The sequence below is a fragment of the Natroniella sulfidigena genome, from assembly GCF_023223645.1.
Taxonomy (GTDB): domain Bacteria; phylum Bacillota; class Halanaerobiia; order Halobacteroidales; family Halobacteroidaceae; genus Natroniella; species Natroniella sulfidigena.
Window position 1 is genome coordinate 103,332 of the sequence record NZ_JALKBY010000007.1, and the last position, 25,960, is coordinate 129,291.

General features: G+C 32.5%; 27 protein-coding genes. 4 read left to right on the top strand and 23 right to left on the bottom strand.

Features of this window, described 5'->3' with window-relative positions; translation table 11 throughout:
- Positions 1–53 precede the first annotated feature (53 nt).
- From MWH28_RS06145 to MWH28_RS06185, 9 genes are all read right to left on the bottom strand, one after another.
- Positions 54–689 carry a class I SAM-dependent methyltransferase gene (locus tag MWH28_RS06145; protein WP_248618434.1) on the bottom strand — a complete coding sequence of 212 codons (636 nt, stop codon included), beginning with the start codon at positions 687–689 and terminating at the stop codon, positions 54–56.
- Positions 690–809: 120 nt separating this feature from the next.
- Positions 810–1,652: an MBL fold metallo-hydrolase gene (locus MWH28_RS06150; RefSeq protein WP_248618435.1), complete on the bottom strand. Its 843-nt coding sequence runs from the start codon at positions 1,650–1,652 to the stop codon at positions 810–812.
- A 213-nt stretch (positions 1,653–1,865) separates the two neighbouring features.
- The gene (locus tag MWH28_RS06155; RefSeq protein ID WP_248618436.1) at positions 1,866–3,719 is read right to left on the bottom strand and encodes a sensor histidine kinase; all 1,854 of its coding nucleotides are present in this window, start codon (positions 3,717–3,719) and stop codon (positions 1,866–1,868) included.
- 256 nt (positions 3,720–3,975) lie between these two features.
- The gene (locus MWH28_RS06160; protein WP_248618437.1) at positions 3,976–4,422 is read right to left on the bottom strand and encodes a GNAT family N-acetyltransferase; all 447 of its coding nucleotides are present in this window, start codon (positions 4,420–4,422) and stop codon (positions 3,976–3,978) included.
- A gap of 123 nt (positions 4,423–4,545) precedes the next feature.
- Positions 4,546–5,763: a glycogen synthase gene (glgA, locus tag MWH28_RS06165; protein ID WP_248618438.1), complete on the bottom strand. Its 1,218-nt coding sequence runs from the start codon at positions 5,761–5,763 to the stop codon at positions 4,546–4,548.
- Between the two features lie 42 nt (positions 5,764–5,805).
- A complete protein-coding gene (locus tag MWH28_RS06170; protein ID WP_248618439.1) occupies positions 5,806–7,341 on the bottom strand; it encodes a hypothetical protein in 1,536 nt (511 codons plus the stop codon).
- Between the two features lie 258 nt (positions 7,342–7,599).
- The gene (locus MWH28_RS06175; protein ID WP_248618440.1) at positions 7,600–8,502 is read right to left on the bottom strand and encodes a hypothetical protein; all 903 of its coding nucleotides are present in this window, start codon (positions 8,500–8,502) and stop codon (positions 7,600–7,602) included.
- Between the two features lie 22 nt (positions 8,503–8,524).
- The gene (murC, locus tag MWH28_RS06180) at positions 8,525–9,892 is read right to left on the bottom strand and encodes a UDP-N-acetylmuramate--L-alanine ligase (protein WP_248618441.1); all 1,368 of its coding nucleotides are present in this window, start codon (positions 9,890–9,892) and stop codon (positions 8,525–8,527) included.
- A 77-nt stretch (positions 9,893–9,969) separates the two neighbouring features.
- Positions 9,970–11,607, bottom strand: coding sequence for a FlgT C-terminal domain-containing protein (locus MWH28_RS06185; protein WP_248618442.1), 1,638 nt, complete (start codon positions 11,605–11,607; stop codon positions 9,970–9,972).
- 318 nt (positions 11,608–11,925) lie between these two features.
- On the opposite strand from MWH28_RS06185, the gene MWH28_RS06190 reads away from it, so the two are divergent.
- Positions 11,926–12,510 carry a metal-dependent hydrolase gene (locus MWH28_RS06190; RefSeq protein ID WP_248618443.1) on the top strand — a complete coding sequence of 195 codons (585 nt, stop codon included), beginning with the start codon at positions 11,926–11,928 and terminating at the stop codon, positions 12,508–12,510.
- A gap of 132 nt (positions 12,511–12,642) precedes the next feature.
- On the opposite strand, the gene MWH28_RS06195 is transcribed toward MWH28_RS06190, so the two are convergent.
- The 7 genes from MWH28_RS06195 to MWH28_RS12855 all read right to left on the bottom strand — a co-directional run bounded on the left by MWH28_RS06195 (position 12,643) and on the right by MWH28_RS12855 (position 18,209).
- Entirely contained in the window at positions 12,643–12,924 is a 282-nt protein-coding gene (locus MWH28_RS06195) for a metal-sensitive transcriptional regulator (protein WP_248618444.1), read from the bottom strand.
- A gap of 27 nt (positions 12,925–12,951) precedes the next feature.
- Positions 12,952–13,278, bottom strand: coding sequence for a thioredoxin (gene trxA / locus MWH28_RS06200; RefSeq protein WP_248618445.1), 327 nt, complete (start codon positions 13,276–13,278; stop codon positions 12,952–12,954).
- A gap of 151 nt (positions 13,279–13,429) precedes the next feature.
- Complete coding sequence (locus MWH28_RS06205) at positions 13,430–13,876, bottom strand: DMT family transporter (protein ID WP_248618446.1); 447 nt, start codon at positions 13,874–13,876, stop codon at positions 13,430–13,432.
- Positions 13,877–14,010: 134 nt separating this feature from the next.
- Positions 14,011–14,496 carry a PTS sugar transporter subunit IIA gene (locus MWH28_RS06210; protein WP_248618447.1) on the bottom strand — a complete coding sequence of 162 codons (486 nt, stop codon included), beginning with the start codon at positions 14,494–14,496 and terminating at the stop codon, positions 14,011–14,013.
- A 232-nt stretch (positions 14,497–14,728) separates the two neighbouring features.
- Entirely contained in the window at positions 14,729–16,201 is a 1,473-nt protein-coding gene (ptsG, locus tag MWH28_RS06215) for a glucose-specific PTS transporter subunit IIBC (RefSeq protein ID WP_428323572.1), read from the bottom strand.
- A gap of 249 nt (positions 16,202–16,450) precedes the next feature.
- On the bottom strand, positions 16,451–17,323 hold the full coding sequence (glcT, locus tag MWH28_RS06220) for a glucose PTS transporter transcription antiterminator GlcT (protein WP_248618448.1): 873 nt from the start codon (positions 17,321–17,323) through the stop codon (positions 16,451–16,453).
- A 346-nt stretch (positions 17,324–17,669) separates the two neighbouring features.
- Positions 17,670–18,209 carry a stage V sporulation T C-terminal domain-containing protein gene (locus MWH28_RS12855; protein ID WP_282580147.1) on the bottom strand — a complete coding sequence of 180 codons (540 nt, stop codon included), beginning with the start codon at positions 18,207–18,209 and terminating at the stop codon, positions 17,670–17,672.
- Between the two features lie 519 nt (positions 18,210–18,728).
- On the opposite strand from MWH28_RS12855, the gene MWH28_RS06235 reads away from it, so the two are divergent.
- Positions 18,729–19,193, top strand: a complete 465-nt coding sequence (locus tag MWH28_RS06235) for a hypothetical protein (protein WP_248618449.1) — start codon at positions 18,729–18,731, stop codon at positions 19,191–19,193.
- Positions 19,194–19,242: 49 nt separating this feature from the next.
- Here MWH28_RS06235 and MWH28_RS06240 read toward each other — a convergent pair whose 3' ends face one another.
- Together MWH28_RS06240 and MWH28_RS06245 are read right to left on the bottom strand one after the other, a co-directional pair.
- On the bottom strand, positions 19,243–19,476 hold the full coding sequence (locus tag MWH28_RS06240) for a hypothetical protein (RefSeq protein WP_248618450.1): 234 nt from the start codon (positions 19,474–19,476) through the stop codon (positions 19,243–19,245).
- Positions 19,477–19,498: 22 nt separating this feature from the next.
- Positions 19,499–19,744 carry a hypothetical protein gene (locus MWH28_RS06245; protein ID WP_248618451.1) on the bottom strand — a complete coding sequence of 82 codons (246 nt, stop codon included), beginning with the start codon at positions 19,742–19,744 and terminating at the stop codon, positions 19,499–19,501.
- Positions 19,745–20,081: 337 nt separating this feature from the next.
- Between MWH28_RS06245 and MWH28_RS12860 the strand changes: the two genes are divergently transcribed.
- Positions 20,082–20,204: a hypothetical protein gene (locus tag MWH28_RS12860; protein WP_282580148.1), complete on the top strand. Its 123-nt coding sequence runs from the start codon at positions 20,082–20,084 to the stop codon at positions 20,202–20,204.
- Positions 20,205–20,265: 61 nt separating this feature from the next.
- Here the strand turns inward: MWH28_RS12860 and MWH28_RS06250 are convergent, their stop codons facing one another.
- From MWH28_RS06250 to MWH28_RS06265, 4 genes are all read right to left on the bottom strand, one after another.
- The gene (locus MWH28_RS06250; protein WP_248618452.1) at positions 20,266–22,134 is read right to left on the bottom strand and encodes a carboxypeptidase-like regulatory domain-containing protein; all 1,869 of its coding nucleotides are present in this window, start codon (positions 22,132–22,134) and stop codon (positions 20,266–20,268) included.
- A gap of 258 nt (positions 22,135–22,392) precedes the next feature.
- Positions 22,393–22,713: a hypothetical protein gene (locus tag MWH28_RS06255; protein ID WP_248618453.1), complete on the bottom strand. Its 321-nt coding sequence runs from the start codon at positions 22,711–22,713 to the stop codon at positions 22,393–22,395.
- 106 nt (positions 22,714–22,819) lie between these two features.
- Complete coding sequence (gene rd / locus MWH28_RS06260) at positions 22,820–22,978, bottom strand: rubredoxin (protein ID WP_248618454.1); 159 nt, start codon at positions 22,976–22,978, stop codon at positions 22,820–22,822.
- A gap of 200 nt (positions 22,979–23,178) precedes the next feature.
- Positions 23,179–23,565, bottom strand: coding sequence for a PadR family transcriptional regulator (locus tag MWH28_RS06265; RefSeq protein WP_248618455.1), 387 nt, complete (start codon positions 23,563–23,565; stop codon positions 23,179–23,181).
- 329 nt (positions 23,566–23,894) lie between these two features.
- On the opposite strand from MWH28_RS06265, the gene MWH28_RS06270 reads away from it, so the two are divergent.
- Positions 23,895–24,158 (top strand): hypothetical protein, encoded by a 264-nt coding sequence (locus MWH28_RS06270; protein ID WP_248618456.1) that lies wholly within the window; start codon positions 23,895–23,897, stop codon positions 24,156–24,158.
- Between the two features lie 199 nt (positions 24,159–24,357).
- Here MWH28_RS06270 and MWH28_RS06275 read toward each other — a convergent pair.
- Positions 24,358–25,960, bottom strand: a 1,603-nt coding sequence (locus MWH28_RS06275) for a methyl-accepting chemotaxis protein (RefSeq protein ID WP_248618457.1), incomplete at its 5' end; no start/stop codon positions are given.

Below are 25,960 nucleotides of genomic sequence, written 5' to 3' on the forward strand. Positions count from 1 at the left end.
AGTATCTTTTAAAGCAAATTCTAAATAAAAACAGGAAAAAACGAAGAAAAGATTTATGGAGTAAGAATGATCTCCTTAACCACATCAAAAAATAAATCTTCTTCTTTAACTACCTCTAACCCTGCTTGCTTGATATTTTCCATAGTCCTACGATTTATATTAGCACCCCAACTTAAAAGACTAATCCAATTTATACTATCCATTAAATAACCAAAAGGCTCTTTTTCAGTTCGCATATGCTCTAACATAAATATTTTACCATCATTCTTGCAGACTCTCTTCAACTCCTTAAACCCTTGTACTGGATCGGGCACAGAACAAAATACACAAGTAGTTACAATTACATCGAAGTAATTATCTGGAAAGTCTAAATTTTGTACATCCATCTCTCTTAGTTGAACATTAACTTCTAACTTTTCTATCCGCTTCTTAGCTTCTTGTAGCATTCTATCACTAAAGTCTATTGCATAAGCTTCAGTTTTCTGAGGATAATAGGGGATATTCTTGCCCGTACCTACACCTGCTTCTAATAATCTCTCCTCTCCTTTTTTAACTACCTCTTCAACCTGCTGCCATAACTTTTCACGCCAGTCCCCCATCTTACCTTTTTCCATAATCATTTCTAACTTATCATAAATTGGTGCAATTCGATTATACCTTTTCTTGATCTTGTCGTTTATTAGATCCATCTCCACTCCGCTCCTTTTGTCATTCTTCTTTACTACCCACCACTAAAATAATGTCGTATATAGATAGTGCTCTAACTTAGATTGATATTTGTATTCTCAGTTTGCTTATCCTTTATACTTCTAAATTAAAATTTCCATACCATCATATGCAAATTGAACACCATCATATTGTTCTTCAAGATTAACATAATCATCATAAGATTTACCCCATGCTTCTTCTATATGGGTCACAATGACTCTTTTGATTTCAAATTTTTCCTTTAAAGAGAGCACTTCTGACATGCTAAACAATTCTTCTCTTAAGAAATTATCCTCACTTAACTTATATCCATCCTTTAGCTCCTCACCTATGATAGTATTTCCAATTATCATTACATCTGCACCAACAAATATCTCTTCATCTGGAAATGGCTTCACATCACACGGAGCATAAATTAGCTTTTTATCCTCAGCCTCAAATACAAAGATAGTTGTTCGTTCAACTCTGATAAAAGAGATCTTAATTTCCTCTATTTTTTGATAATCAGAAATCTTATGCCTTTTAATTAAATTTTGTGCATTCTCGTAATAATCTAAAAAACTTCCATAACTTGATTGAATTGCATTTAAATCTTCCATTACATGTGGCATTGCTATTACATCTATTGGATTATTACACTCTTTTCCTTCTGAAACTTTAAGCCAACTCAATCTTAAATCTTCAAATACTCTAAAACCTAATGTATGATCAGGATCTAAGTGGCTAAACATAACAGCATCTATGTTTTGAATGCTACTATCATTTATTGCATGTACAATATCTTCTGGAGTATCTATTAATAAATTTATATCATGCAAAAATAGTGAGCACCCATATCTTGAATAAGGACGACCCTTTTCTCTAGCTTCTTGACAAACTTTACAGTTACATAATGGCTTCGGAAGTGCCACACAACCTCCACTACCTATTATTTCAAATTTCATATTTTAAATCCCCCTCTTCAGTTTTCTAGCTATAAATAATATCTAATTTATTTCTTTTCCGTTCTTCTTTTAATATTCCATAAGTCAGCTCTGTCGTCTAACTTTTAAATTTCCAATATTTTTTTCGGATTATATTACTATTCTAGATTATTAACGACGTTCAAGTGGATTTTTAATTTTAGAAAATTGTTTAAGAACTTCTATGATTTTAGATTATAAATCATAGATATCTGCAAATTCTATATTTATCCGTTCGACAAGATTATAAGAGTTATATTTATAATCATCTTGACAAGTATTTTCTTCTGCTATCACTTTGTTTGGAAGCTTTATAATAAATTCACTTCCTACCCCCTGCTCACTTTTAATATTCAATTCTCCACCATGCATTTCAACAATTTTTTTAGTTAAGGATAAACCTATTCCACTTCCTTCATTACTTCTGGTAAATGATTTGTCACTTTGACCAAAATATTCTAAAATTAACTCTTGTTCTTCTTTAGAAATACCAATTCCTGTATCCTTAACTGAAATCACTACACTATCTTCTTCAATTCTAAGATTTACTGATATTTCATCACCTTCATCTGTAAATTTCACAGCATTAGATAATAGATTTAAAATAACCCTTTCTAGATTAAAAGGATCACAAGCAATTATTTTTTCTTCAATTTCTGAATTAAAGTTAAACACTCGCTCTTTTTGTTCTAAATATTCTGATACTGAAAAAATAATTTTCTTGATAAGATCAACTATTTCATAGTTTTTTATATTAAGTTCAAAATGATTCGAATCAATCTTAGTGATATCAATTAAGTTATTAATTAACTTGAGAAGTCTATGCCCATTTTGCTTAATAATTTTTGAATAATTATCTATTTTATCTGCTTGTTTGGAATTTAAATTATTCTTAAATAATTCTAACATCTGCTGTGCTGAAAAAATTAAATTTAATGGTGTCTTTAACTCATGGGATAAATTAGCAAAAAACTCTATTATTAATCTATTATGTTGCACCCTTTCTCGTAATAACTCTAATTCTGTAACATCTACTCCTGTACCCAATATTCTTTTTGAATTATTTTCTTTATCTTCTAATATACCTCCATGCCACAAGATACTTCTTTTTTCATTGGTCTTAGTTATAATTGCATTTTTAGCATTAACTGTTTGACCCTCCAATAAAGTATCAAATAGATTCTCCACTTTATTACGATCTTCTTGCTTAACGAAATCAATCCAATGTTTTCCGACTATTTCCTCTTTAGCTACTCCTAAAAGAGTGCACCCTTTTCTATTAATATCCTCTACTCTTCTTTCCTGATCTAAAACTATAACAATTGCCTCTGTTATATCAAGATAAGTCTGTAATTTATCCCTTTCCCTCTTTACTTTCTCCTCCATTCTTTTGGATTTAGTGATGTCCTCAACAAATCCAACATACTTATCTTCAGCTACTTTTACAGCTTTAATATCTGCATGAAATTGATTCCCATCTTTATCTACAAGCAACCTTTCAACATTTAATCTACCTTCATTTACTAACTTATCTATATCCCTTCTAGCTTGTTCTTTGTTTGCCATCAAATCATTGACAGTTATATTTAATAATTCTTCTTCTGGGTAACCACTATATTTACAAGCCATTTCATTTGCTTCAATATACCTTCCAGTTTCATTTAGAACAAATACTCCATATGGTGCATTTTCAATGTAACTTTGAAGTTTTAAATTTTGTTCTTTTAATTTTTCTTTAAGATTATTTTGGTATTTAAATAAAGAACCACAAATTAAGGCCATTGTCAATAATACAACCTGGTTAAATAGAATAAGAGAGCTCCAAAATTCAAAGGTAAAGATTGCCCATAGTGCTGTTCCAAAACCACCTTTTATATATCCAAAATATGAGCCTAATCCTACTAAAATTATAGAACTAGCTGATTGTAGACTTATTGATAAGCTAGGAAAAGAAAAAAAGAATAACAGACTTAAACTGATCCAAAAAATCATTATCTTATTAAAAGATAATTCAAAATTTAGGCTTTTTCTCTTTATAATTTCCATCATCTTTATCCCTCACTTTCTTTATTGCTTATAATATTTTAATTTTACTTATAATAGCTTATTATTAGTCAATTTTTCTGTTATTTAGACTACTTATATCTATATAATTCCACATAAAACAAAATGATCCTCCTTTTTCAAAAAGTCTAAATTTTCTTTCATATTACATCTAACTAACACAACATAAGCCAAAAAAAGCCATCACCGATTAAGCTAATGACTCAAAAAATGAAACTTATAACGCAAAGAATAATTCCGTTTATTTTTGATATAACATCTCTACATGAGGAATTCCATCTTCGAGATAAGGTTCAGAAACCACTTCAAACCCTAATGCACCATAAAAACTACTACTCAAATGTTGTTGTGCTGAAATTCTGATCTGCTCTTGTTTTAATTCAGTAGTCAAAAAGTCAATTCCACGTTTCATTAATTCTCTTCCTAAGCCTTGTTTGCGATACTCTTTGACTACTACTACCCGACCAATTGATGCTTCTGGATAAGAAATCCCTGGTAATATTAAACGTGCATAAGCTAGTATTTCCCCTTCCTTTTCAGCAAATAAATGAAACGAATTTCTATCTTTATTATCACATTCAGGGTAAGGACAGTCTTGTTCAACTACGAAAACATCAACTCTTACTTTAAGAAGCTTATATAACTCATCTACAGATAATTGATCAAAAAATTTTAATTTCCACTCCATAATCTACCCTCCTACAAAAATAAAAGTTTTGGTACTGAAGTACCAAAACTTTGGTTATTTAAATTAATTTAATAAGTTTTCTTCGCTTTAAATTATATTCCCGGGCCAACACCAACGTGCTTGCTACTCAACCAACTGTTGATACAACTTTTTAGTCTGTTTAGCAATTGCCTCCCAACTAAAGATCTCCTCTACCCGCTGACGACCATTTTGCCCGAACTTTTGCTGTAACTTTTCATCTGCTAAGACTTGATTAATCTTATCAGCTAAAGCTTGAGAAAAAGCAGCAGGATCTTGAGGCTCACCTGTTGGCCCTTCAACCTGATCAAACTCAACTAAAAACCCAGTCTCACCATCAACAACAACCTCTTTAATCCCTCCCACAGCAGAAGCTACTACAGGAGTCTTACAGGCCATGGCCTCTAAATTAATTATCCCAAACGGCTCATAAACTGACGGACAACAAAAGACAGTGGCATTAGAATAAAACTCAATTACTGCTTCCTTAGAAACCATCTCATTAATCCAAATTACTCCATCCCGTTCTTGTTGAATAGCTGTTACCTTTTCAGTCATCTCCTGTTCTATCTCTTCAGTATCAGGAGCTCCTGCACAGAGTACAACTTGAGCCTCCTCATTAATATCTTTGATTGCATTTACTAGATGGATAATCCCTTTTTGGCGAGTAATTCTTCCTACAAATAAGATATATGGCTTATTAGGATCAATCCCATACTCCTCTTGATAAGTAGTGCTATCGGTATATTGATATTGATTTAGATCGATTCCATTATAAATGACCTCTATATCCTCTTCTTGGACATCATAATGCTTTAAAATATCCTTTTTCATCTCTTTAGAAACAGCAATTATCTTATCTGCATCCTCTACAGCAGTCCGCTCCATCCAAGAAGATAGATGATAAGCATTTCCTAATTGCTCCTCTTTCCAAGGACGAAGTGGTTCCATACTATGAATAGTAGTCACTAGTGGAATATCATACAGTTTTTTGGCCCAAAAACCACCCATAAAAGTATACCATGTATGGCAATGAACAATATCAGCATCAGATTTATCTTTAGCCATCGCTAAGTCAACAGATAGTGCATTGACAGCTTTAACAAACCTCTGGTCAGTATTCTTACTGACCTCGGGCCAACGCTCATAAGCTGTCGCCTCCCTTTGATCCTGAACCAAATCTTCCTCCCCAGCAAATGCCCTAATCTCGACATCCATTATCTCAGCTAAATTCTGACTTAAATAATCGACATGAACTCCAGCTCCACCATAAATATTATTGGGAAATTCCTTAGTCAACATCATCACTTTTAAATTGGCCATTATTCATACCCCCTACTAGCTAGTATCTTACATTTACAAAATTTAATTCAAACTAGCTACAGAATCTAAGATTCCTTTTAATGGAATTCGTAACCAATCAATCCGATTATTAATCTCATAGAGAGCTTCATACAATGCCTTTTCAAGCTTAAAGAGCTCAACTACTCGATTAAGCTCAGCTTCACTAGGTAAAAACTGAGCTTGGCTAGCTAACTGCAAATAACCTTCCCAAAATTTACTGACAACTTCTTCTTCCCACAGATTAATTATCTCTAACAGATAGTCACTCTCTTCGATTTCAACTTCTTCCTTAAACTTAAAATATCCAGCATAAGCAGCATAATTATAAGAACGGAGCATACCTGCTATATCCTTAAGCGGACTATACTTTCTCCTCCGCTCAGCAATACTTTTAGTTGGCTCTCCCTCGAAATCTAAAATAATCAACTCTTCTCCAACCTTCAAGACCTGCTCTAAATGCAAATCTCCATGACAACGAATAAACTTGCCCATCTGCTCAATAGTTGGTAATCGATCTTGTAACTGCTCAATATTATCTTGATAACTGAGCAATTCAGATACTAACTGCTGATCATCCAACTGCCCTTCTTTCTTTCTCAACTGACCAGCAAGTTGCTGATAGTTTTCTTTTATTCTAGAGTACAACTCAGTCAGCTCATCTTGTTGAGGAGAGCGAGGTAAAAAATCTTGAGTCTCAATCCCAGCTAATGATAAGTGCAAGCGAGCAATCAGCTCCCCTAACTTAACAGTATAATTAAAGTATTCAGAACAAGCTTCTTTAATTACCTTCTTTAGATCACTTGCTTTCTCTTCCCACAGCCGGGCCAACAAATCCGCAATAACCTCCTGCGTATATGCCCACAAATCACCATCACTTGCAACAAACTCCTGGGCCAACATCAGATTATACTCTTGCTTCTGCTCAGTTTGATAAGTAAGATAACCTTTCAACGTAGGAAACTGCTCAAAATCCGTTTTCTGTTGTAGACTAAGACTTAATTCTATCTCAGGATTAACCCTTGCTTCTAATCTACGAAATGTCTTAGCCACTTGATCTTTTTTGACTATTGTCAGGCTATTACTCGAAACATCTGTCAACTGTTTAGCAGCAAATATCTCATCTTCCGTAGTCAAAACCCCTAATAAAGTTCCACCTTCTTCTAATGCTATCTTCTCTTCTCGATTGATAAATTGATCTATTGCTCGTACATACTCTAAGTTATTTACCGCTTGATATAAAGATAACTGCTCTTGTTGATCCAATAAAGGAATCTTTTCCGCTCCTTGCAATGGAGTTTCACTAATAAGTAAGGGTAAGTAATACAATTCACTAAACTGCCTAGTTTCTACTTGCTCTTCCATAAAAATTTCCAAAATCGCTACTAAAACAATCGCTTCTGAATTAATAAGATTCAGTTTTCCATAGTCAACTAACTGTAGTTGCTTAATTTCTGCCCCTTTATGCTGAAACCAGCGAGCCTCTTTGAAAAAATTGGGATCAATTTGAGCGATTAACCTCTCTAATTTACCCTCTTCAGTAATAACTTCCTCTAACATTAACTTCCACTCCCCACTCAAATCCTAATACTTTCAGTTAATTTCAATCCTATTATGATAACCCTTGACAGATATCTAAATCTTTTTTCACTCCCGTTTCAATTGACAATTTACAATGCACAATTCACAATTAAATTCAAATATCAAAATCAAAAAAAACTGAAAGAATCAATAAGCAACAGCTATAAAACAATTAGATTTCCAAGTCTACAATATTTTCTTTTAATTGAAAATACTCAAGCTATTTAAATTAATTTATCAGATTCCATAGATTAGTCTTTCTTTTTCTTGAGAATAATATTGGCACAATTCCCTTCCAATAAGTTCCTCTAAATCTCGATCTAACTTCTGACCCAACTTCTCAACCTGATCGACCAACTCTAAAGCTTGTTGGTTGGAAAATAAATCTTCCAACTCAAGACTGTCCTGTAATCGCTCTAACTTCCCAATCCGTTGTTTAATCTCTTTCTCCACTAACTTTTCAAAGATTGGAAACCATACCTCTCGGTCTACCTGCCTTTCTTCAGCTAACTGCCTAATATTAAAAGCAGTTACATTTCTTTTGCCAAGTTCCTGTTTAAAGAATTTATTTCTCTTTTCCTCAGTCAATTCTAAATCACTATACTTAGCTACAAAGAAAAGAGGGGAGGAATCAAAATCAGCACTCAAAAAACTCCCCTGCTCCTCCTTTAAAATCTCCTTAATCCTTTCAATGCCCAATTGCTCTAAAGAGTTATGATCCTTAGTCAATTTCTCCTGTTGGCCCAAGTATAATAACTCTTCAGCATACCGTTTAACTTTAGGATCATGCTCAACTAAAATCCCCTCATACTCCTCTAATAATTCAAAAGCTTGATCCTTTAAGATAAAATAAATATAATCCTGAAGTTGATAAATCATTACAGCATGACGCATCAAACCCTTGCGTGGCTTGAATTTATTGATTCGATATAATCTAGTTAATAAATCGTTGCCAGCCATAATCTCTACCTCAGAAAAATACTCGTCAATTAACTCCAACTTATCAACACTAAATTCTATCCGCCACGCTTCTTGATTATAAGTAATTCCATCTTCTGCTACTAATTTATTAAATAAGCCATTAGCTAAATATTCCTTAATTGCATATTTATCATCTGTCAACTTCCATATCTTCATCATAATCACCTGATCCTACGTTATCTTAGTCAAATTCCGCTACCCATTTTCTAGCAAAATCATCAATATCCCCTGCACCTAAAAAGAGATAAATAGCCCGCTTATGCTGATCATAATCCTCTAGCCACTCCTTTACTTCCTCAAACTTATTACAATAATGGATCTCATCTGAACTGATAATCTGACTCAACTCTAACCCTAGCTTATCTATTTCTACCTCTGAGACTTGCTCTCGAACCTTATAAATTTTACTGACAATTCGTTGATCAATCTCCTTATCTAAGACACCACTATAATCATCAAATAAACGATTAGTCCTAATATATTGATGGGGTTGAAAGATAACAACCTTCTTCTTAGTAGTCTTAATTCGCTCCAAATTAGCTGTAACTGCATCTACTTCACTAGGATGATGTGCATAATCAGTAATTACAATCTTATCATCAGCATCATACAAGACCTCAAATCTTCGTTTCACCCCGCTCCACTTCTTAAGTGCTTCTTTCATCTTAGCAAATGATAGCCCACAATACTTACCAATAGCAATCGCTTCTAAAGCATGCTTAATGTTATAATCCCCTAAACCTTCTATTTCAAACCGATCAATCTTACTTCCTTGATACTCCAAATCAAAATAAGAGGTCAGCTCCCGCTCTTCAATCTCAACTGCATTAAAAGTAGCCTCTGCTTGATTAATTCCTACAGTCTCAACTTCTATCTCCAAATTCAAACTATCTAACTTTAATTGTTCAATCACTTGCTGGTTAGTTACCAGATAACTACCTAAATTAGTAACATACTTCTTGTAAGCAGCCAATAAGTCATCTAAATCCTGATAAATATCTGGATGATCAAATTCAATATTTGTTAAAACCCCTAGCTCAGATTGATACTGTAAAAAAGATCTGCCATATTCATCACCTTCAAGGACGAAATAATCACCCTGACTGATCTTAAAATTACTACCGAAATTATTTAAAATTCCTCCAATAATAAAACTAATATCTTCTCCACTACCTTCTAATACCTGAGCAATCATAGCTGAAGTAGTTGTTTTACCATGGGTTCCGGTCGCTGAAATAACATCTTTATCCTGGGTGATCAATCGTAAAGCCTGAGAACGCCCTAATCTTTCCAAATTATATTTTTTAGCAGCTACTAATTCCACATTATCTTCAGGAATAGCATCAGAATAAATTACCTTGTTTATATCAGCAGAAATATTATCTTGCTTATGACCAATCATTATTTGGGCACCTTTTTTCTCCAACTCTTCAATCAATTGATTAGAGTTTAAATCTGATCCTGTTACCTTAGCTCCTGCTTCTAAAAAATACTGGGCAATAGCTGACATAGCTATCCCACCAACTCCAATAATATGTATCCATTCCATTCCAAATCCCTCCACTAATTGATACTTTCTCTATTAGTATATTACAAAGCTTCTTCTATTAACAGTTAAAAAAATTTTTATTTTATTTGATAGAGATAGACCTTACTTATCTCATCCTCTAACACTAATACTACTAATTCTTGCTGCCCATCAGCTGTCAAGTCCCCTACAGCAAGATCCATAATCTCACCTGCCAACTCCTCACTCTCCCGATTGACTACATACTCCTCTCCATCCCAGAAATAAGAGATAATCTGACTTTCTCCTTCATGATAAGTTGTAAGAAAAAGTTCTTTCACTCCATCTTGATCTAGGTCTCCAACAGCAATTGTTGGCCGATACTTATCTGGAAAAAGATACTCCTCTTCTCCATCCAAATTATAAACCTTAATTTCATATTCTTCTCCACCATCAAAAGCTGTTAGGATTAATTCTTTTTCCTCATCTCCAGTTAAATCGGCTATTTCTAATCGATATCCTTCATTTGCTGCTAGATCAAACTCAAAATCAACTTGATATTCAGCTCCATCCCAGAGGTTAAACTTCAAAAAATGATCATAATCCCTAGTAACCAAATAATCTTGGTTATTTATTTCTTGAATTACTTTAGGCCGGTCGCGATTAAATTGATTCAACTCATCCCTTAAGTATTCACTACCATCCCATTCAAAGCTGATCAATCTTCTATATTGATCAACAAGTATCTCAGCAGTTTCATTATTAGTAGTATCACCTATTAATACTTTATAATCATCAAATCTTGTAATTCGGTAGTTATCAGTTATCTTCTCTTGCTCAACCAACTCTTGTTCTTCATAATTTAAGATCTTAAGTGCCTGCTCAGTATTCAAGACGACTTCTAACTGACCATCATTAGTAGTATCACCAACTGCTAAACCTCCAGCTAAATAATCAAACTCCTGCTCAAATAAGAGTTGATAACTTTCTTGTTCTTCTTGCTCTAAATAATGAGCAACTAAGTGATCATCTTTGGGTAATCTAATTACTTCTTCCTCACTTATACTCCCTAACTCCCTATCAAACAATCCTAGATAAATAAAAAAACTATCCTCTTGCTCATAAAGTTGACCTGTTAATAATAACTCGACATCTAATTGTTCTGCTAATAATCTTAAATCTTCTTCATCTAACTTCTCTTCTAACTCAAACCCCTGCTTGGCATTTTCTACCTTCTCTAGAGGCAATAATTCAAATCGTTGATCTTGCTTAAGATAATTGCTAGCTATCTTTTCTATTCTATTGTTCAGACTATCAACTTGCTCACTCGAGCTAAATCCCAAGTTGGCTATTTGCTGGACATAATCAATTTCAGTTACTAAATCGAAAGGTTCAATATCAACCGAAGAGTCTTCAGCAACAATTTCGGCAATAGAAAACTTATCTCTAACCGTAACAACCTCTACTTCAGCTACCTTAATCTCAATTCTTCCTAAATTCATTCCAGTTACTGGATCAGTCAATAACTCCCCCTGCCTAATTACCTCAAATCTATCCCCTTCTTTAACGCCTGCTTGTTGGCCCAAATTTAAGTAAATATCAGATTGAAAATTTGTGATAACTTGGCCCTCTTTAACTCTAACTTCTTGTAATAAATCATCCATTACGCCATCTATTACACTAAATGCTTGCTCAGCGTTGGCCCTTCCACTACTTAGAACTAGTAAGCATAGTAATAAAGGAATTATTTTTTTCATTTAACTACTCCTTTCCTATCATATACTAACTTTCTTACTCAATTCTATAAACTTTTACTAAATCCTTTATTGAATAATCCAAGCTCAAATTTTAATAAAAAGCTATTAGTTACAAAGTTTGACAGAAAAAGAGAAGCAGTATATAATGAATAAGAACAAAATGACCTCCGGTCATAGTCTAAGTCTAAGTTTAAGTTTAAGTTTAAGCAAACCATTAAAAATCTTAAAAATAAAAGTTATCACAACCCCTAAAAAGAATAATTTCCTAAACAAGAACAAAGTTGCCTAACGGCAACTTTAAGTTAAGGAGGAAGAATAATGACTCATCATACACATTCACTTTTTGGATTTGTCTTCGGGATAGTTACACTTAAATTAGTTGCAATTTTCAATATTACTGACTTACATTTGCCCGTTACAACTCCTCTATTCAATATTGCTTTAATTGAGTTTTATTTAGCTACAATTATTGGAGGGCTCATTCCTGATATAGATCATGCTAATAGTAAAGCAGGAAGAAAGTTGTGGTTTATCAGCAAACCCCTTAAATTATTCGGAATCAAACACCGTGGTTTAACCCATAGTATTTTAGGGTTGATCTTATTTGCATTATTAACTCAGGAATTAGTTAAACTCGAATTAATTACTAACTTAATTTGGATTGGCTTAATTATTGGCTACTTTAGCCACTTGATTGCAGATATGTTAAATGTCCAAGGCATCCCTTTATTTTACCCTAACGATAAGCGGTTTAAGTTTCATCTCAATATTACTACCGGCAGTTGGAGTGAACACTTAATCTTTTTAGTTGCCTTTACCATAATAACTTTATTGTTATTTTGGGAGCATGACTACATAAATTTTCAATTAAACAATCTACCACAATTATTTAATCTAAATTAAAAAAATGGCCTTCGGCCATAGTCTAAGGCTAAGTCTGAGTCTAAGTAACCCATTAAAAAAGTTATTCACAATCTCTAAAAAATATACTTTCCTTAATAATAAAGCCCTTACAAAAATGTAAGGGCCAACAATCTATTTACTGAATTTTAAAGCTGCAGTTACTACCTCATTAATCGTATCCTCTATCTCGTCTCCTTCATCAATCGATTGTAAAATACATCGACAGGCATTATCTTTAATCAAAGAAAGACCTACTTTATTAATTGAAGACTTAATAGCCAACACTTGGATTAATAATTCCGTGCACTCTTTATCATCCTCAATCATCTTTTCAATCCCACCAATATGTCCTTTGATCGTCTTTAATTGGGTCAATAACTTCTCTTTTTTATCAGAATCTTTAATAGTTGCCATCTAATTCACTCCTGCATGAAACTGAATTTAAGTAATACTATCTATTTTACTTACAAGTCCATCTTTAGAAGCAAAACCAACCTGTTGCTCTACCTGTTCTCCTTCTTTAAAGAAGATTATATTAGGAATACTAGTTACTTGATATTCTTGGGCCAACGTCTGATTATCATCAACATTCACCTTAACTACCTTAATTTGATCCTCATACTCATCTGCAATCTCATCTAATACTGGAGCAATTGCCTTACAAGGCCCACACCATGGTGCCCAAAAATCAACAACAACTGGTACTTCAGCATCAACTACTTTCTCTTTAAAATCATTCTCATTTACTTCAATAACTTTATCTGCCATAATGACCCTCCTAATTTCATTTTGTCCCAACCCCTAGGGGGGTTACATAATTTATTATATCTTTTTCAACCAATCCTGTCAAGTTATAACACTTAAGTTTAAGGCTAAGATTGAGTCTAAGTCAACCACTTAGTTTTACATAAACTGAAGCTTATTTAATATTCAACAATAACCTAGCTCCTATAGCCAATAATACCAACCCTAGACCCTGAATCCAACGAAAAGGAATCTTTTCTAACCCCCAAATTCCTAAATGATCAATCAAAACTGCAGTCGATACCTGCCCAACAATAATTAAAGTCGTTGCATTAGCAACTCCTAATCTAGGAATACTGAATAAAACCCCATATAAAATAATTACATTTAACAGTCCACCTAGATAAGTATACCAGGGAGCCGACATAAACTTTCCTAAATTTCCTTGACCTAGATTAAAGACAAATAAAATCAAGGCTATTGCTAGTGTAGCAATAATATGAACAATAAAAGTAGCTTCTACCTCTCCTACCACCTTACCAAGTGCAGAATTTAAAGAGCCTTGTACAGCCATTGCTGTTCCAGATATTGCAGCAACTATAAAGAAAAATATCTTTCCCATTTTTCTACCCCTTTATTTAGCTAGAATTTACATTTATTTTTTGAACTTTCATCTTTTTTATACTCCTTTATTTAAAATAATTCCATTCTAGCAAAAAAACATCTGGGTTAGCCCAGATGTTTTAATTGAGTATTCTATTTAATCTTAATCTCTAATATCTTATCTTCTCCTGCAGCTACTTCAGTATGCTCCTTACGATTTAACTCTTCAATAGCATCCATATTAGTAATTAAAACTGGTGTAATACTAGATTTAGCATTCTCTTCTATATAATCAAGATCAAATTCAATTAGTTTATCACCAGGTTGTACCTTATCTCCTTCTACAACAACTTGACTGAAACCTGCTCCATCTAATTCAACAGTATTAACCCCTATATGAATTAAAACCTCCAAATTATTTTCAGTTTCAATTCCTACAGCATGCTTAGTTGCAAAAATCTGCTTAACAACTCCTGCTACTGGAGCTACTAACTCTCCTTTAGTTGGTTTAATTGCCACACCATCTCCAACGACTTTATTAGCAAACACCTGATCAGGAACCTCAGTTAAATCTAAAACCTCACCTGTTAATGGTGCTACAAATTCTTCTTCTTTCTTTTTCTTAAAAATATTAAACATCTGATACACTCCTTTTAATAGCTTATTTACTTATAATATTATATTAACTAGCTTCTTCTTCATTTGTTACTGTCATCTAGCTCTAATTTCATTTTCGACACTAATATTTTTATTATAAACGACCCTACCGATAATTTATCCAAACTATCGGCAGGATTTTATATTTTAGTAAAATTTGTTCAAAACTACTTGCACTAAATATATCATAGGAACTTTAAAAATTCAACTAATACTATAGTAGTTTCTTAATTTTATCTTTTAATGCATCTGATTCAGGGCCAAAAATTGCTTGTACACTTCCTCCACCAGGTTTCATTACTCCTGAAGCTCCTAATTCTTTCAGCTGTTTATCATTTACTTTAGAATCATCAACAACTGCTAACCTTAAACGCGTAATACAAGCATCAATATCTTCTATATTTCCTGCTCCACCTAACGCTTCTAAAATCGCTTGTGATCTTTTCTGCTTATCAGCGTTACTAGCTGAATTTCCTCCCATTATATCACTTGCTACACTCTCTACTTGCTCATCTTCGCGGCCTGGAGTCTGTAAATCCCACTTTCTAATTGCAAATCTAAAACCAAAGTAATAGATGACTGCAAAGACTGCACCTACTACAATTACTAACCACCAAGCAGTTCTATTTGGTAAAATTCCAAATAAAATAAAATCAATCAAACCTCCCGAAAATGTTTGACCAATTCTAACTCCTAAAACTTCCATAAACATAAAAGATAAACCAGCAAAAATGACATGAATTCCATACAACACCGGTGCTACAAATAAAAAGGCAAACTCAATTGGTTCAGTAATTCCTGTTAAAAAAGAGGTTAATGCTGCTGAAAACAAGATCCCTCCAGCAACTTTTTTCTTATTATCTTTAGCCTCATGATACATTGCTAACGCTGCCGCTGGTAATCCAAACATCATGAATGGAAACTTACCAGTCATAAATCTACCTGCAGTAAATTCAACACCGTCTCGCAATTGAGCAAACCAAATTGCTTGATCTCCTCTAATAATCTCTCCAGCTTCATTTACATACTCTCCAAACTCAAACCAAAATGGAGAGTAGAAAATATGATGTAAACCAAAGGGAATCAGTGCCCGTTCAATCATTCCAAAAACAAGAGTAGATACTGTTGGATTAGCTTCATTTGCAAAATAAGACAACTGATGTAAACCCTCTTGTACTGGTGCCCATAAAATTGGCAATATTAAACCCACAATAAAGGAAACTACTGCCGTAGCAATCGGCACAAATCTTTTACCAGCAAAAAAACCTAAAAAATCTGGAAGTTCAATATCATAAAACTTCTTATACATCGTTGCTGCTATAACCCCAGCAATAATACCACCAAAAACTCCAGTTTCTAAACTTGGAATTCCCATTACCTCAGCATAAGCTGGGCTTTCTTCTATCATTTCTGCAGTAACTCCAACTACTTGTCCCATAGTAGCATTCATCATTAAAAATGAGACTAATGCTGCTAAAGCAGCAACCCCATCATTATCAGTCAATCCAATTGCTGCACCAACTGCAAATAAGATAGGTAAATTAGCAAAGATTATCCCACCTGCTTCAGCCATCAAATCCCAGTCAAATGTAGTCCCAAAAGCTAAAAATATACCAGCAGCTGGTAAAATTGCTACCGGTGTCATTAATGCCTTACCAATCTTTTGTAACTTCTTAAATGCTTTCATAATTAAAATTCCTCCTTATTAATTTTAATTAAATCTCTTTAATTACTAAAAACTTATTAAGCTTATAATCTTATCTAATTTATTAACTAATCAATACACTGGCCAGTGTAGATTAACTAAAATAAAAAAAGCTAGAAAAAGATATAAACTCTCCCCCCAATAAGGAGCAATTTATACCTCTTTCTAGCTTATGCCTGCCTAATCAGTAACACGCTAGTTAAGAGATGATTTATTCCATTTTACTAACAATTAATTAGCTTGGCTTAAATTTTTTCTTAAACGTTCAATATGCATTGCTAAATAACCAATCTCATCCTCTGGAACATCAAGCTCAAGTTTTTCTTTCACCAAGTTAGCCAATTTATTAGCTAACTGATAAGAAAATTCAAAATCATTAATTATTCGTTCCAACAATGGATTTTCATTTTTCTTTTCTTTTTCTATTCTTTCTAAGGCAAACCTTAAATGAGTTATTAATCTAGCATAATTTAAACTTTGATAAGATAATTTAACTTCTAATTCTTCTTCAATCACATTAACCATTTCTTTAATAACTTTAGTATATTTAACAGTTTTTGATACTCCTCGTTTCGTTCTTGCTCCATGAATATGAAAAGTGATAAATCCAACTTCCCCTTCAGGTACCTCAATATCAAAACGCTCTTCAATCATTTTTACAGCCTTTTTCGCTAAATTATATTCTAAACTATATAGTGTTTTTGTTTCAGCTAAGAAAGGATTACTAATCTCTATTCCTTCCTTAATTCTATTTAAATAAAAACCAATATGATCAGCCAAAGAAATATGAATATGTTCATCTAACTCTTCACCTAACTCTGCAGTCAACATAGCAATAATCTCTTCTGTTAAACCAATAACTTCACTATCTACCTGTTCTACTAATTGTTGATATTCTTCCTTTTTATCTTCATTCATTGCTACAAATTCTTTTTCAATAGCACCTTCATCTACCTTAATAACATCTCCTATCTTTTTAGCAAATCCTAAACCCTTACCTACTAAAATTACTTCTTTGTTAGTTTTAGTTATTTGGGCCAATACAACATTATTGTTAAATACTTTCTTTACTTTATAATTTTTCTCTTCTTCTAGTTTTTTCATTCAAATTTTCCTCCTACTCTAAAAGGAATTAATTAGCTTAGTATTATAATTATTTCACTCTTACTTAAATTGTATTAATCAAAAACTAACAATGAAGCTTAATAGTTAAAAAATAAAAAACTAGAAAAAGATATGAATATACTAGTATTTTAAACTACTATATCCACATCTCTTTCTAGTTTATGCCTACTTTATAGTAGTAACACACCAGAATAAAAGATGTCAGTTATTTAATTTTACAAGTTTATTATATCTCACTAATTAAACAATGTCAACTACTTTTTAAAAATCAAAACAAATTATTTTAAATGATTAAATTATAGGGGCAGTTGACTGCCCCTATAATTTATAACCCTAATTTCTTACTAATTACTTTAGCTGTAATCTCACTAATTTTAGTCTCAAAATCCCCTAACTCTTTATCAGAAGACGATAAAACTACTGTACCCAAAATATCCCCTTGTTTAATAATCGGAGTAACAAGTATTGCTCCTAATTCTCCTTCTTTAGTTCTAAAGTTATTAAAGAGCTCCTCTTCTTCGGCATCTTCAATAACTATTGTTTTTCTAGAACTCATAGCTTCCTTTATCTTATCCCCCACCACTTGATCATTATATTTTTCCATCTCTGTTGAGGAAGCTATTATTTTATCTGTATCAGAAATCATAACATCACAATCGGTCGTATCCACAAGGGTCTCAATATACCCTCCTAAATCATTTAACTCTCGTACTGGGCTATATTTCTTTAAAATAACTGTTTCATCCTCATCAACATAGATTTCTAAAGTATTTCCGTTATCAATCTTCATTTCTGTTCTAATTTCTTTGGGAATTACTACTCTTCCTAAATTATCAATTTTGCGAACTATTCCTGTTGCTCTCATTATTACACCTCCTAGTTTTTAATAGTATATTACTCTAATTTTATTTTTATGCTAAATTCAGTAAGTTAATTCAAAATATTATAAATTATATGCTAGATAGCTTTAATTTATTAAATTTATTTAAAATTTCCATCTAATACTAACTAAATTAAATAGGTAAGCATTACTAGTATGAGATAATAAGATATTAACAATACTAATTAATAGTAAAAAGATAGTAAAAAGAAGGAGCTGATTAATAATGGATGTAAAAATTAGAGATAACAATTTAATCGAAGACTTCATTGAAGAAAAAATATCAATCACTGAGTATATCAACGCATTATTCGATCAGCTAGACAAAATCAAATATTAGTCAAAATTAAGGTCCCTCAAGGGACCTTAATTTTTTATTCTCTCTTTTTAATTAACTCTATTATTTATATTAATATTACTCATTTAACGAATAAAAAATAATACATAACAGCATGCTAAACTACAAACACCAAATTATCTTCTCAAATTAGGGGGAATTGTAGGATGAAAAAAGATTTATTTTCTGATCCCATAGCACTTGGCTCAATTGCTGGCATTGTTGGAAATATCCCTAAAGAAATATTAGCAATTATTTTTTATTCTTTTGGATGGAAAAGATATACATTCACTCACTTAGCTGCTGGCCTTTTTGTACCCAAAGAATTTCTTGCTAACCCTTTAGCATTAATTGTAGGCTTTGTTACAGATTTTACAGTTGCAGGACTATTAGGAGTATTACTTGCTTATATTATAAAAAACACAGGTAATATTTATCCAACTTTTAAAGGCTTACTTATTGGACTTGTTAGTTATATCTTTATATGTGGTCTTATACTAAAATCAGGAATTACTAGTGTCAATTCAGCAATTCCACTAGCAAAATTTTCAGCTCTATTGTTACATATTATATTTGGAATCGTCAGTGGTTGGTTTATTAAGTGTTATGGCAAATTAGAAGATAATAAATAAAGAGGTTATGGCAACAATTAATTACTCTAAAGCCATAACCTTTCATTATTTAAATTCTACGATTCTCTTCTACTTGAGCATCCAACATCTCTTTATCAATAGTACTGAATTCTGGTTTCAGATCAATCAAACCTTCTTGATCTAAGATTTGACTAACTTCTGCAATGCTATCCCTTTTATCTTCTGGTAAATTATTGACAAATTCTCTAACTTCCTCTTCAGAAGCTCTATACTCAAATTTTATTCCTCCATATTTTAAAAAATGTTCTACATGATCACTCATTATTTTCGCCTCCATTTTAAGATTATAATTCACTTTCACCAAGTTCACGTTCATATTCAATATAATACTTCAAGTTGTTAATAATTGAATCTACTAATTGCTCCTCCTCTACCTTCTCTAATGTCTGATCAGCTTCAGTATCAACAATATACTCAACTCCATCTTCAAGTTCTGACTGCCATTTAGAGGCTATAATCTCTACTCTAATCTCATTGAATAAATCTGGATATTTTTTGATCTCTGTGATTAATTTTTCTTTAAAATCCATCTTGCCCTCCTCAATTTTCACTTAGCTTACTATTATTATTTACAACTTTGAATTTAGTATTTAAAAACGAAGCTTAAATTTTCACAAAATCAAATTCTTAATTATATAATATTATAACTTAATAGAGTATTCTCAGCTAAAAGAAGATATTGTAAACTTGAAAATCTAATTGTTTTATAGTTTTTATTTTTGATATTTTGAATTTAATTGTGAATTGTACATTGTAAATTGTAAATTGAAACGGGAGTGAAAAAGAATTTAGATATTCATTAAGGATTGTCATAATAGGATTGAATTTAGCTGAGAACATTATAATATCCACAAGGAGGGATACATAATGGGTCTGTATGACTTTGAAGGTTTTGAGTTGATTATCTTATTACTTCTTGTCTTGTTATTAATGGATGACGGCTTATTTGGTACTTATTCTGCTAATGATTTTGATGCTGAAGGTTTTTAAATTGAATCTAAGCTTGGCAAAAAAAGAACCAGCCTCTAGAGGCTGGTTTTTTTGAATCAATTTATTTTTTTCTTTTAATAACTACTACTCCTAAATCATCTCCAAAACCTGATGGAATTTCAAAACTAGTAGTCTCTTCTGTTCCTTCAACTTCGATATAATTAACTCCTAATGGACTGAACTCTTCACTAAATCCAGGAATATCCTGCAAATCAAAAGCAGAATAGTTATATTTTCTATTATCTATCTCAGGTATTGCATCAGCAACATTAGTAGTGATCCAGTTAGTATAGATTCTAACAAAATCATGGCCTGTATACTCCTCAATTACAGTTACTGGATCTTCTTCAGCCACTACAATTGATTTAATCAGCGTTGGCCCGTATTGATCATATAGATAACCTATAAATAATGAAGCCGCTCCTGAAAAATGTAGACTTCCATCATGGATCAATAGATCAACCTTCTCTGTATTACTTAAATATCCAAAGTCTTCATCATATAGCCATCCATTCCCTGCTTCATCTGACCAACCTTCTTGTTCATTATCAATATATCCAGCTAAAATCTGAGCAGCATGGGCCAACCCTTCATCAATCCAGACATCATTTACATCTCGACCTGCAGCTACCTTCTCTAAATAGAAATTCAAATGCTGATATTGACGAACTGCAGAAGATAAGATAGTATTCTCCTCTCTTGCAGAATTCAAATAGAACATAAATTCCTCATTACCTTGCTCAGCATATAGATCAGCAGCATCAAAATAACTTGTAATATATGGACTATCAAACTCACTTAATACAACTACAACTTCATCTGCTCCTTCTTCTCTCACTAACGCTGGGTAAATATTAGTATCAAACTCTTCAACTAATTGCTCTACCTCTTTAGAATCTATATCATCGTTTTGATCAACAAAAACATAAATATGTTCTCCAATTGCCTCTAAATTAGCTGTGATAGTACCTTCTTTAACATCATCAGAAATTTTAAACTCCCGAGCCTCTCCTAAAGAATAATCTGGACTGCTTGCAGCAAAATCCGTTCCATACTCTTTGGCCAATTCGACTCCTCTCATTCTCACATCATATTCAACCTTTGCTAACCTTTCTAGCTCATTATCTAGATCAAATGTAGGCTCATAATCACCTAAGTTCAAATTGAAGATTCCAATAATCGCTTCTTCATCAGCAGCAAGATCTTCAATTACAATCTCATCTCCCTCTTCTACAAAAAGATGCTGTTGTACAGCTCCACCTTCAATATCCAAGTTCAGTTGCTTATCTTCTTCAGCTAAAGTGATCTCTCTATTTAATTTATCATATCCATCCCGCTCAACCTCAATAGTATAATCACCTGGCTCTAAATCTTCAAATATTACCTCTACTCCACTCGCTTCATCTTTTAACTCTCCATCTAACTTCAAACTAACCTCTGCTTCTAACTCATTTTGATTTCGATCAAAGAATTCCAAACTTAAATCAACCGGTTCAATCACTTCCTCTTTCTCATCTTTCTCTTCTTCCTCTTCTTCATCCTCATCTACTACTTCTTTCTCCTCTTTTTCTGTCTCATCTGTAGGCTCTTTCTCAACAATCTTTTCTAATTCTACATCAATAATTAAATCTTCTTCTAACACAAACCCTTCACGATAAACTTCTTCACCTTCAGAAGTTTCATAACCATCTGCTCTTACTTCCAAGTCATACTCTCCTTCAGGAATTTCTCCAAACTGAACATTACTACCTTGCTCCGTTCCTTCATATCCATTTTTCAAAATTGTTACTTCTGCTTCTTCGATAGGATTTCCAGCTTGGTCTTCAACTTGTACAATTAAGTCAGCGACATCTTCACCACCAAAACAGCCCGTTAAAACTAGACTTAGCACTAATACTGCTAATAAACAAATCCTTTTCCTATTCAACATTATCTTATCCCCCTTTAGAAATTTTAAATGTTTTATCTAATAGATAAAATTACTATCTTTACTATTTAGTATAACTTAATTCAGATATAATGACAATTGAAAACAAAATTTTTAGTATTTGATTAAGATAGTTAGATTAATTTTTAAATAACTGAAGAACATCAGTAATATATCAAAAATTTATTATCTCATTATAAAGCATTTAAGCTGACCGATTAATATTTTTGAGGGAGGAATGGGAGAATTACCTCCCACTTTTTAATTGTTTTGATCTAGGAAGTCAAATAAACTGATAACCTCCCCAGTAGCAGACTCATCTATATTGTCAGTTTCCAGACTATCGGTTTCCATTTCAGCTAATAGATTAACGATATCATCCCGTCTAACTTTATAATTATTCTTAATGTTATTCTCAAAGATATCATCAAATAATGTCTTGATCATTAGCATTTCCAAACTATTAAATCCTTCACTCTCTAATTCTGCTTGCTGAAAGGTATCTAGCATATTTCGAGCTACACACAAACAATAATCAGCATCAATTACACCATTCATCCTTGTATCTCGATCAAGTCTCATTATTTATTCCCCCCTCAATCCTTATTATTTCTAAGCAACCCTAAATTTATTAATTAAATTTAAAAAACAAAAAAGAGCCGGATTCCCGACTCTCTTAATCAACTGATTAAACTTCCTCAAACATATCCTTTCCTACTCCACATAATGGACATTCCCAATCATCTGGTACATCTTCAAAAGAAGTTCCTGGCTCCACACCATTATCTGGATCTCCAGCTTCAGGATCATAGACATACCCACAAACTGTACATTCATATTTAGCCATTACTAATCTCTCCTTTCATAATTTATTTAAGTAATTGACATCTACTAGCTTTAACTTAACTTAAATTTTTATACAATCTTAAATCAATTACTTAAATAAACTGCCATTTTTGTTAAATTAATCATTCTATTATTAGTATAAATTATAAATTATGCTTTGTCAACTATTAAGAATCATTTTTGATAGTATTTAACTTAAACTCAAACCTCTCCATCATAAATTTCATCAATCGCAGTATCTACTATCTTTCTAGCATCTCTAAAGGATGACTTATATTTAATCTTCATCTTTTCTAAGTGCTCTGCTCCTTCTTCAGTCAATAAATAATAACGAATTGATCTTTTATCTGGTTCATCCCACCATGCTTTTAAGTAACCTTCTTCTTCCATCTCTCTTAATAAAGGATAGACCATTCCCCGAGAAGGTTTCCAACGTGTTCCCATCTGCTGGTTAATAGTATCCAAAATCTTTTGCCCATACATTTTTCCATATTTCTCAATCAAATGTAGAATATAAATAGAAGTAAAGGCGGTTGTACTGATCTTAGCAGGAAATTGTCGATTTAATTTTCCTTTATACTTGGCCATCTAATCCCTCCTCATTACAATTGAAGATTCACAATTAAGTTCAAAATATTTAATCAACTCAAAACTAATTAAATCCTAAAGCACTTATATTATAATTTAGATAATTATTCCTCTTCTCCTGCAAAAAATCAACTAAAAGCTTAGTTTACAACTTATTGCTTGCACACAACTCCTCTGGTAAGAATATAATAGACTACATTAATTATAAATTCCTTTGGTTTATAGTTGTCAGAAAAAGAAAATCGATCAAACTTAAAACTTGTAATTTTTTGCTTATTATAAGGTCGATGAATTATGTTCAAACTATAAAAGATAAAGGAGGTTGAAAAATGACTGATCAACGCCAAGAAAACGAAATTAATCATTCTACTGTCGAAGGTGATAGTCCCAGAAACCCAGCTAATAAATGGGCCAAAAGTAAAAATATCATCGCACAGGAGTTAGGCTCATACCAAAACCCAACTCAAAATCCAAAAGGATATCCTGAGGGACACAGTATGCCAGCTTTATTTGGCTGGATTACTCAAGAATACCAAGCCGAAATTGCTAAGGAGTTAGTCGACATGGGCCAACAGACTGATTCAAAAAGATAGCTTATAAAAATAGACCAGTCAAGACTGGTCTATTTTTTATGTAAGTTATTCTTCTTATTTATCTAAGTTATCCTTAAAAACTATAATCTATTCCCTTCCTAACTTTCACCTTGTTTATAAATCATTCTCTAAAAAGCATTATTTCCTTAATGATAAAAAAGAAGAGCCAACAACCTTCTTTTTAAGAAAATATATTAGCTTAAACTTTAAATTGCTCTACTAATCCATGCAACTCTTGAGCCATTTGTGCTAATTCCTGTGATGAATTAGAAATTTCACCAGACATATTACTCATATCCTCTGTGGCACTGCTTATCTCATCACTAACTTGGGCCAACTCCTTAGTTGCACTAGCCGTCTCTTCAATCTGGATTGATGTCTCCTGAACTGAATTTTTAATCTTATCAAAAACTTCTCCAGTCTTTTCAGTAATCTCTTGCCCTTCCTTAGCTTTTTCTTCTAATTCTTTAACCTTCTCAATTCCTATTTTGGACTGCTTTTGAGTCTTGCTGACTAAACTAGCAATTTCATCTGTTGCTTCAGCAGTTTCACCTGCCAACTGCCTGATCTCTTCTGCTACAACATTAAAGCCTCTCCCTTCTTCACCAGCCCTTGCAGCCTCTATAGCTGCATTCAAAGCCAATAAATTAGTCTGCTCTGCTATATTTGTGATTATTTCAATTATCTGGCCTATCTCTTTTGAAGTACTATCTAAATTATTAATCACACCTACTGTCTCCCTAACTACTTCATTAATCTCATTGATACTATTTACTGTAGTATCAATGTTTTGACTACCAAGATTAGTTTGAGAGTTGACTTCTTCAGAAAAACTTGCTACCTCTTCTGCACTAGCTGATATTTCTTCAATAGTAACTGAGGTATGATCGATCAACTCATTAGTCGTCTCTATAGTAGCATTTCCTTCCTCAGCTGATGCTGATAATTCTTCACTATAAGCAGATAAATCCTCTATTTTTTGTTGCATCTGAATGATTATTTCTCTCAAACCAGCTTTCATTTTATTTATAGCAACAGCCATTTCTCCAATTTCATCTTGAGATGTAATATTTAGCTGAGAGGTAAGATCATTATTTAAAACTTCTTTTTTAAACTTAATAATTGGTTTTATGATCAATTTTTTTGCAAATAGATAACTACTAATCGCTAAAATAATATTTAAGATTATTAGTATTATTTGAATAGTTATTAATCTAGTTGTTTTTCTATTCGCTTCTGCTTCATATAACCCTACTGCCATATCCATCTCTTCAAGCAACTCCATATTATTAGCTACAATATACTCTAAAGCTCTCCTTTGTTCTACCTCACTAGTATCAGAGTCAAGTAAAACTGACATTTGCTTATTAAAGTCCTCCCATAAAGCTTCTACATGATGCATCTGTTCAAGAATAGTTTCTTCTTCAGTACCTGGTAACCCGAGTTCTTGATTACCATAAATAAGACCTTGCAACCTTGTATCATATGTAGTAATCGTATTCTCTAGTCTAGCACGTTGTTCTTCTAAATCATTATCGATACTAATTAACTCTAAAGCCTCTTTACTCATTCTCTGACTTAACATTCTTTGAGCTCCAGCAACATTTATAACTCTTCCATCAGCTTCTTGTTCTTGTAAAGAATTATAAACTACAATAAACCCAATTAAATTAAGTCCTAGGAATAATAAAAAGATAATACTTAACTTATGTTTTATACTATTAAACATGCATTGTTTCTGATAAATCAAGTATTTTCTAAAAATAATTTCATAGTCCCACTTTAAGCTACTTTTGAATGGG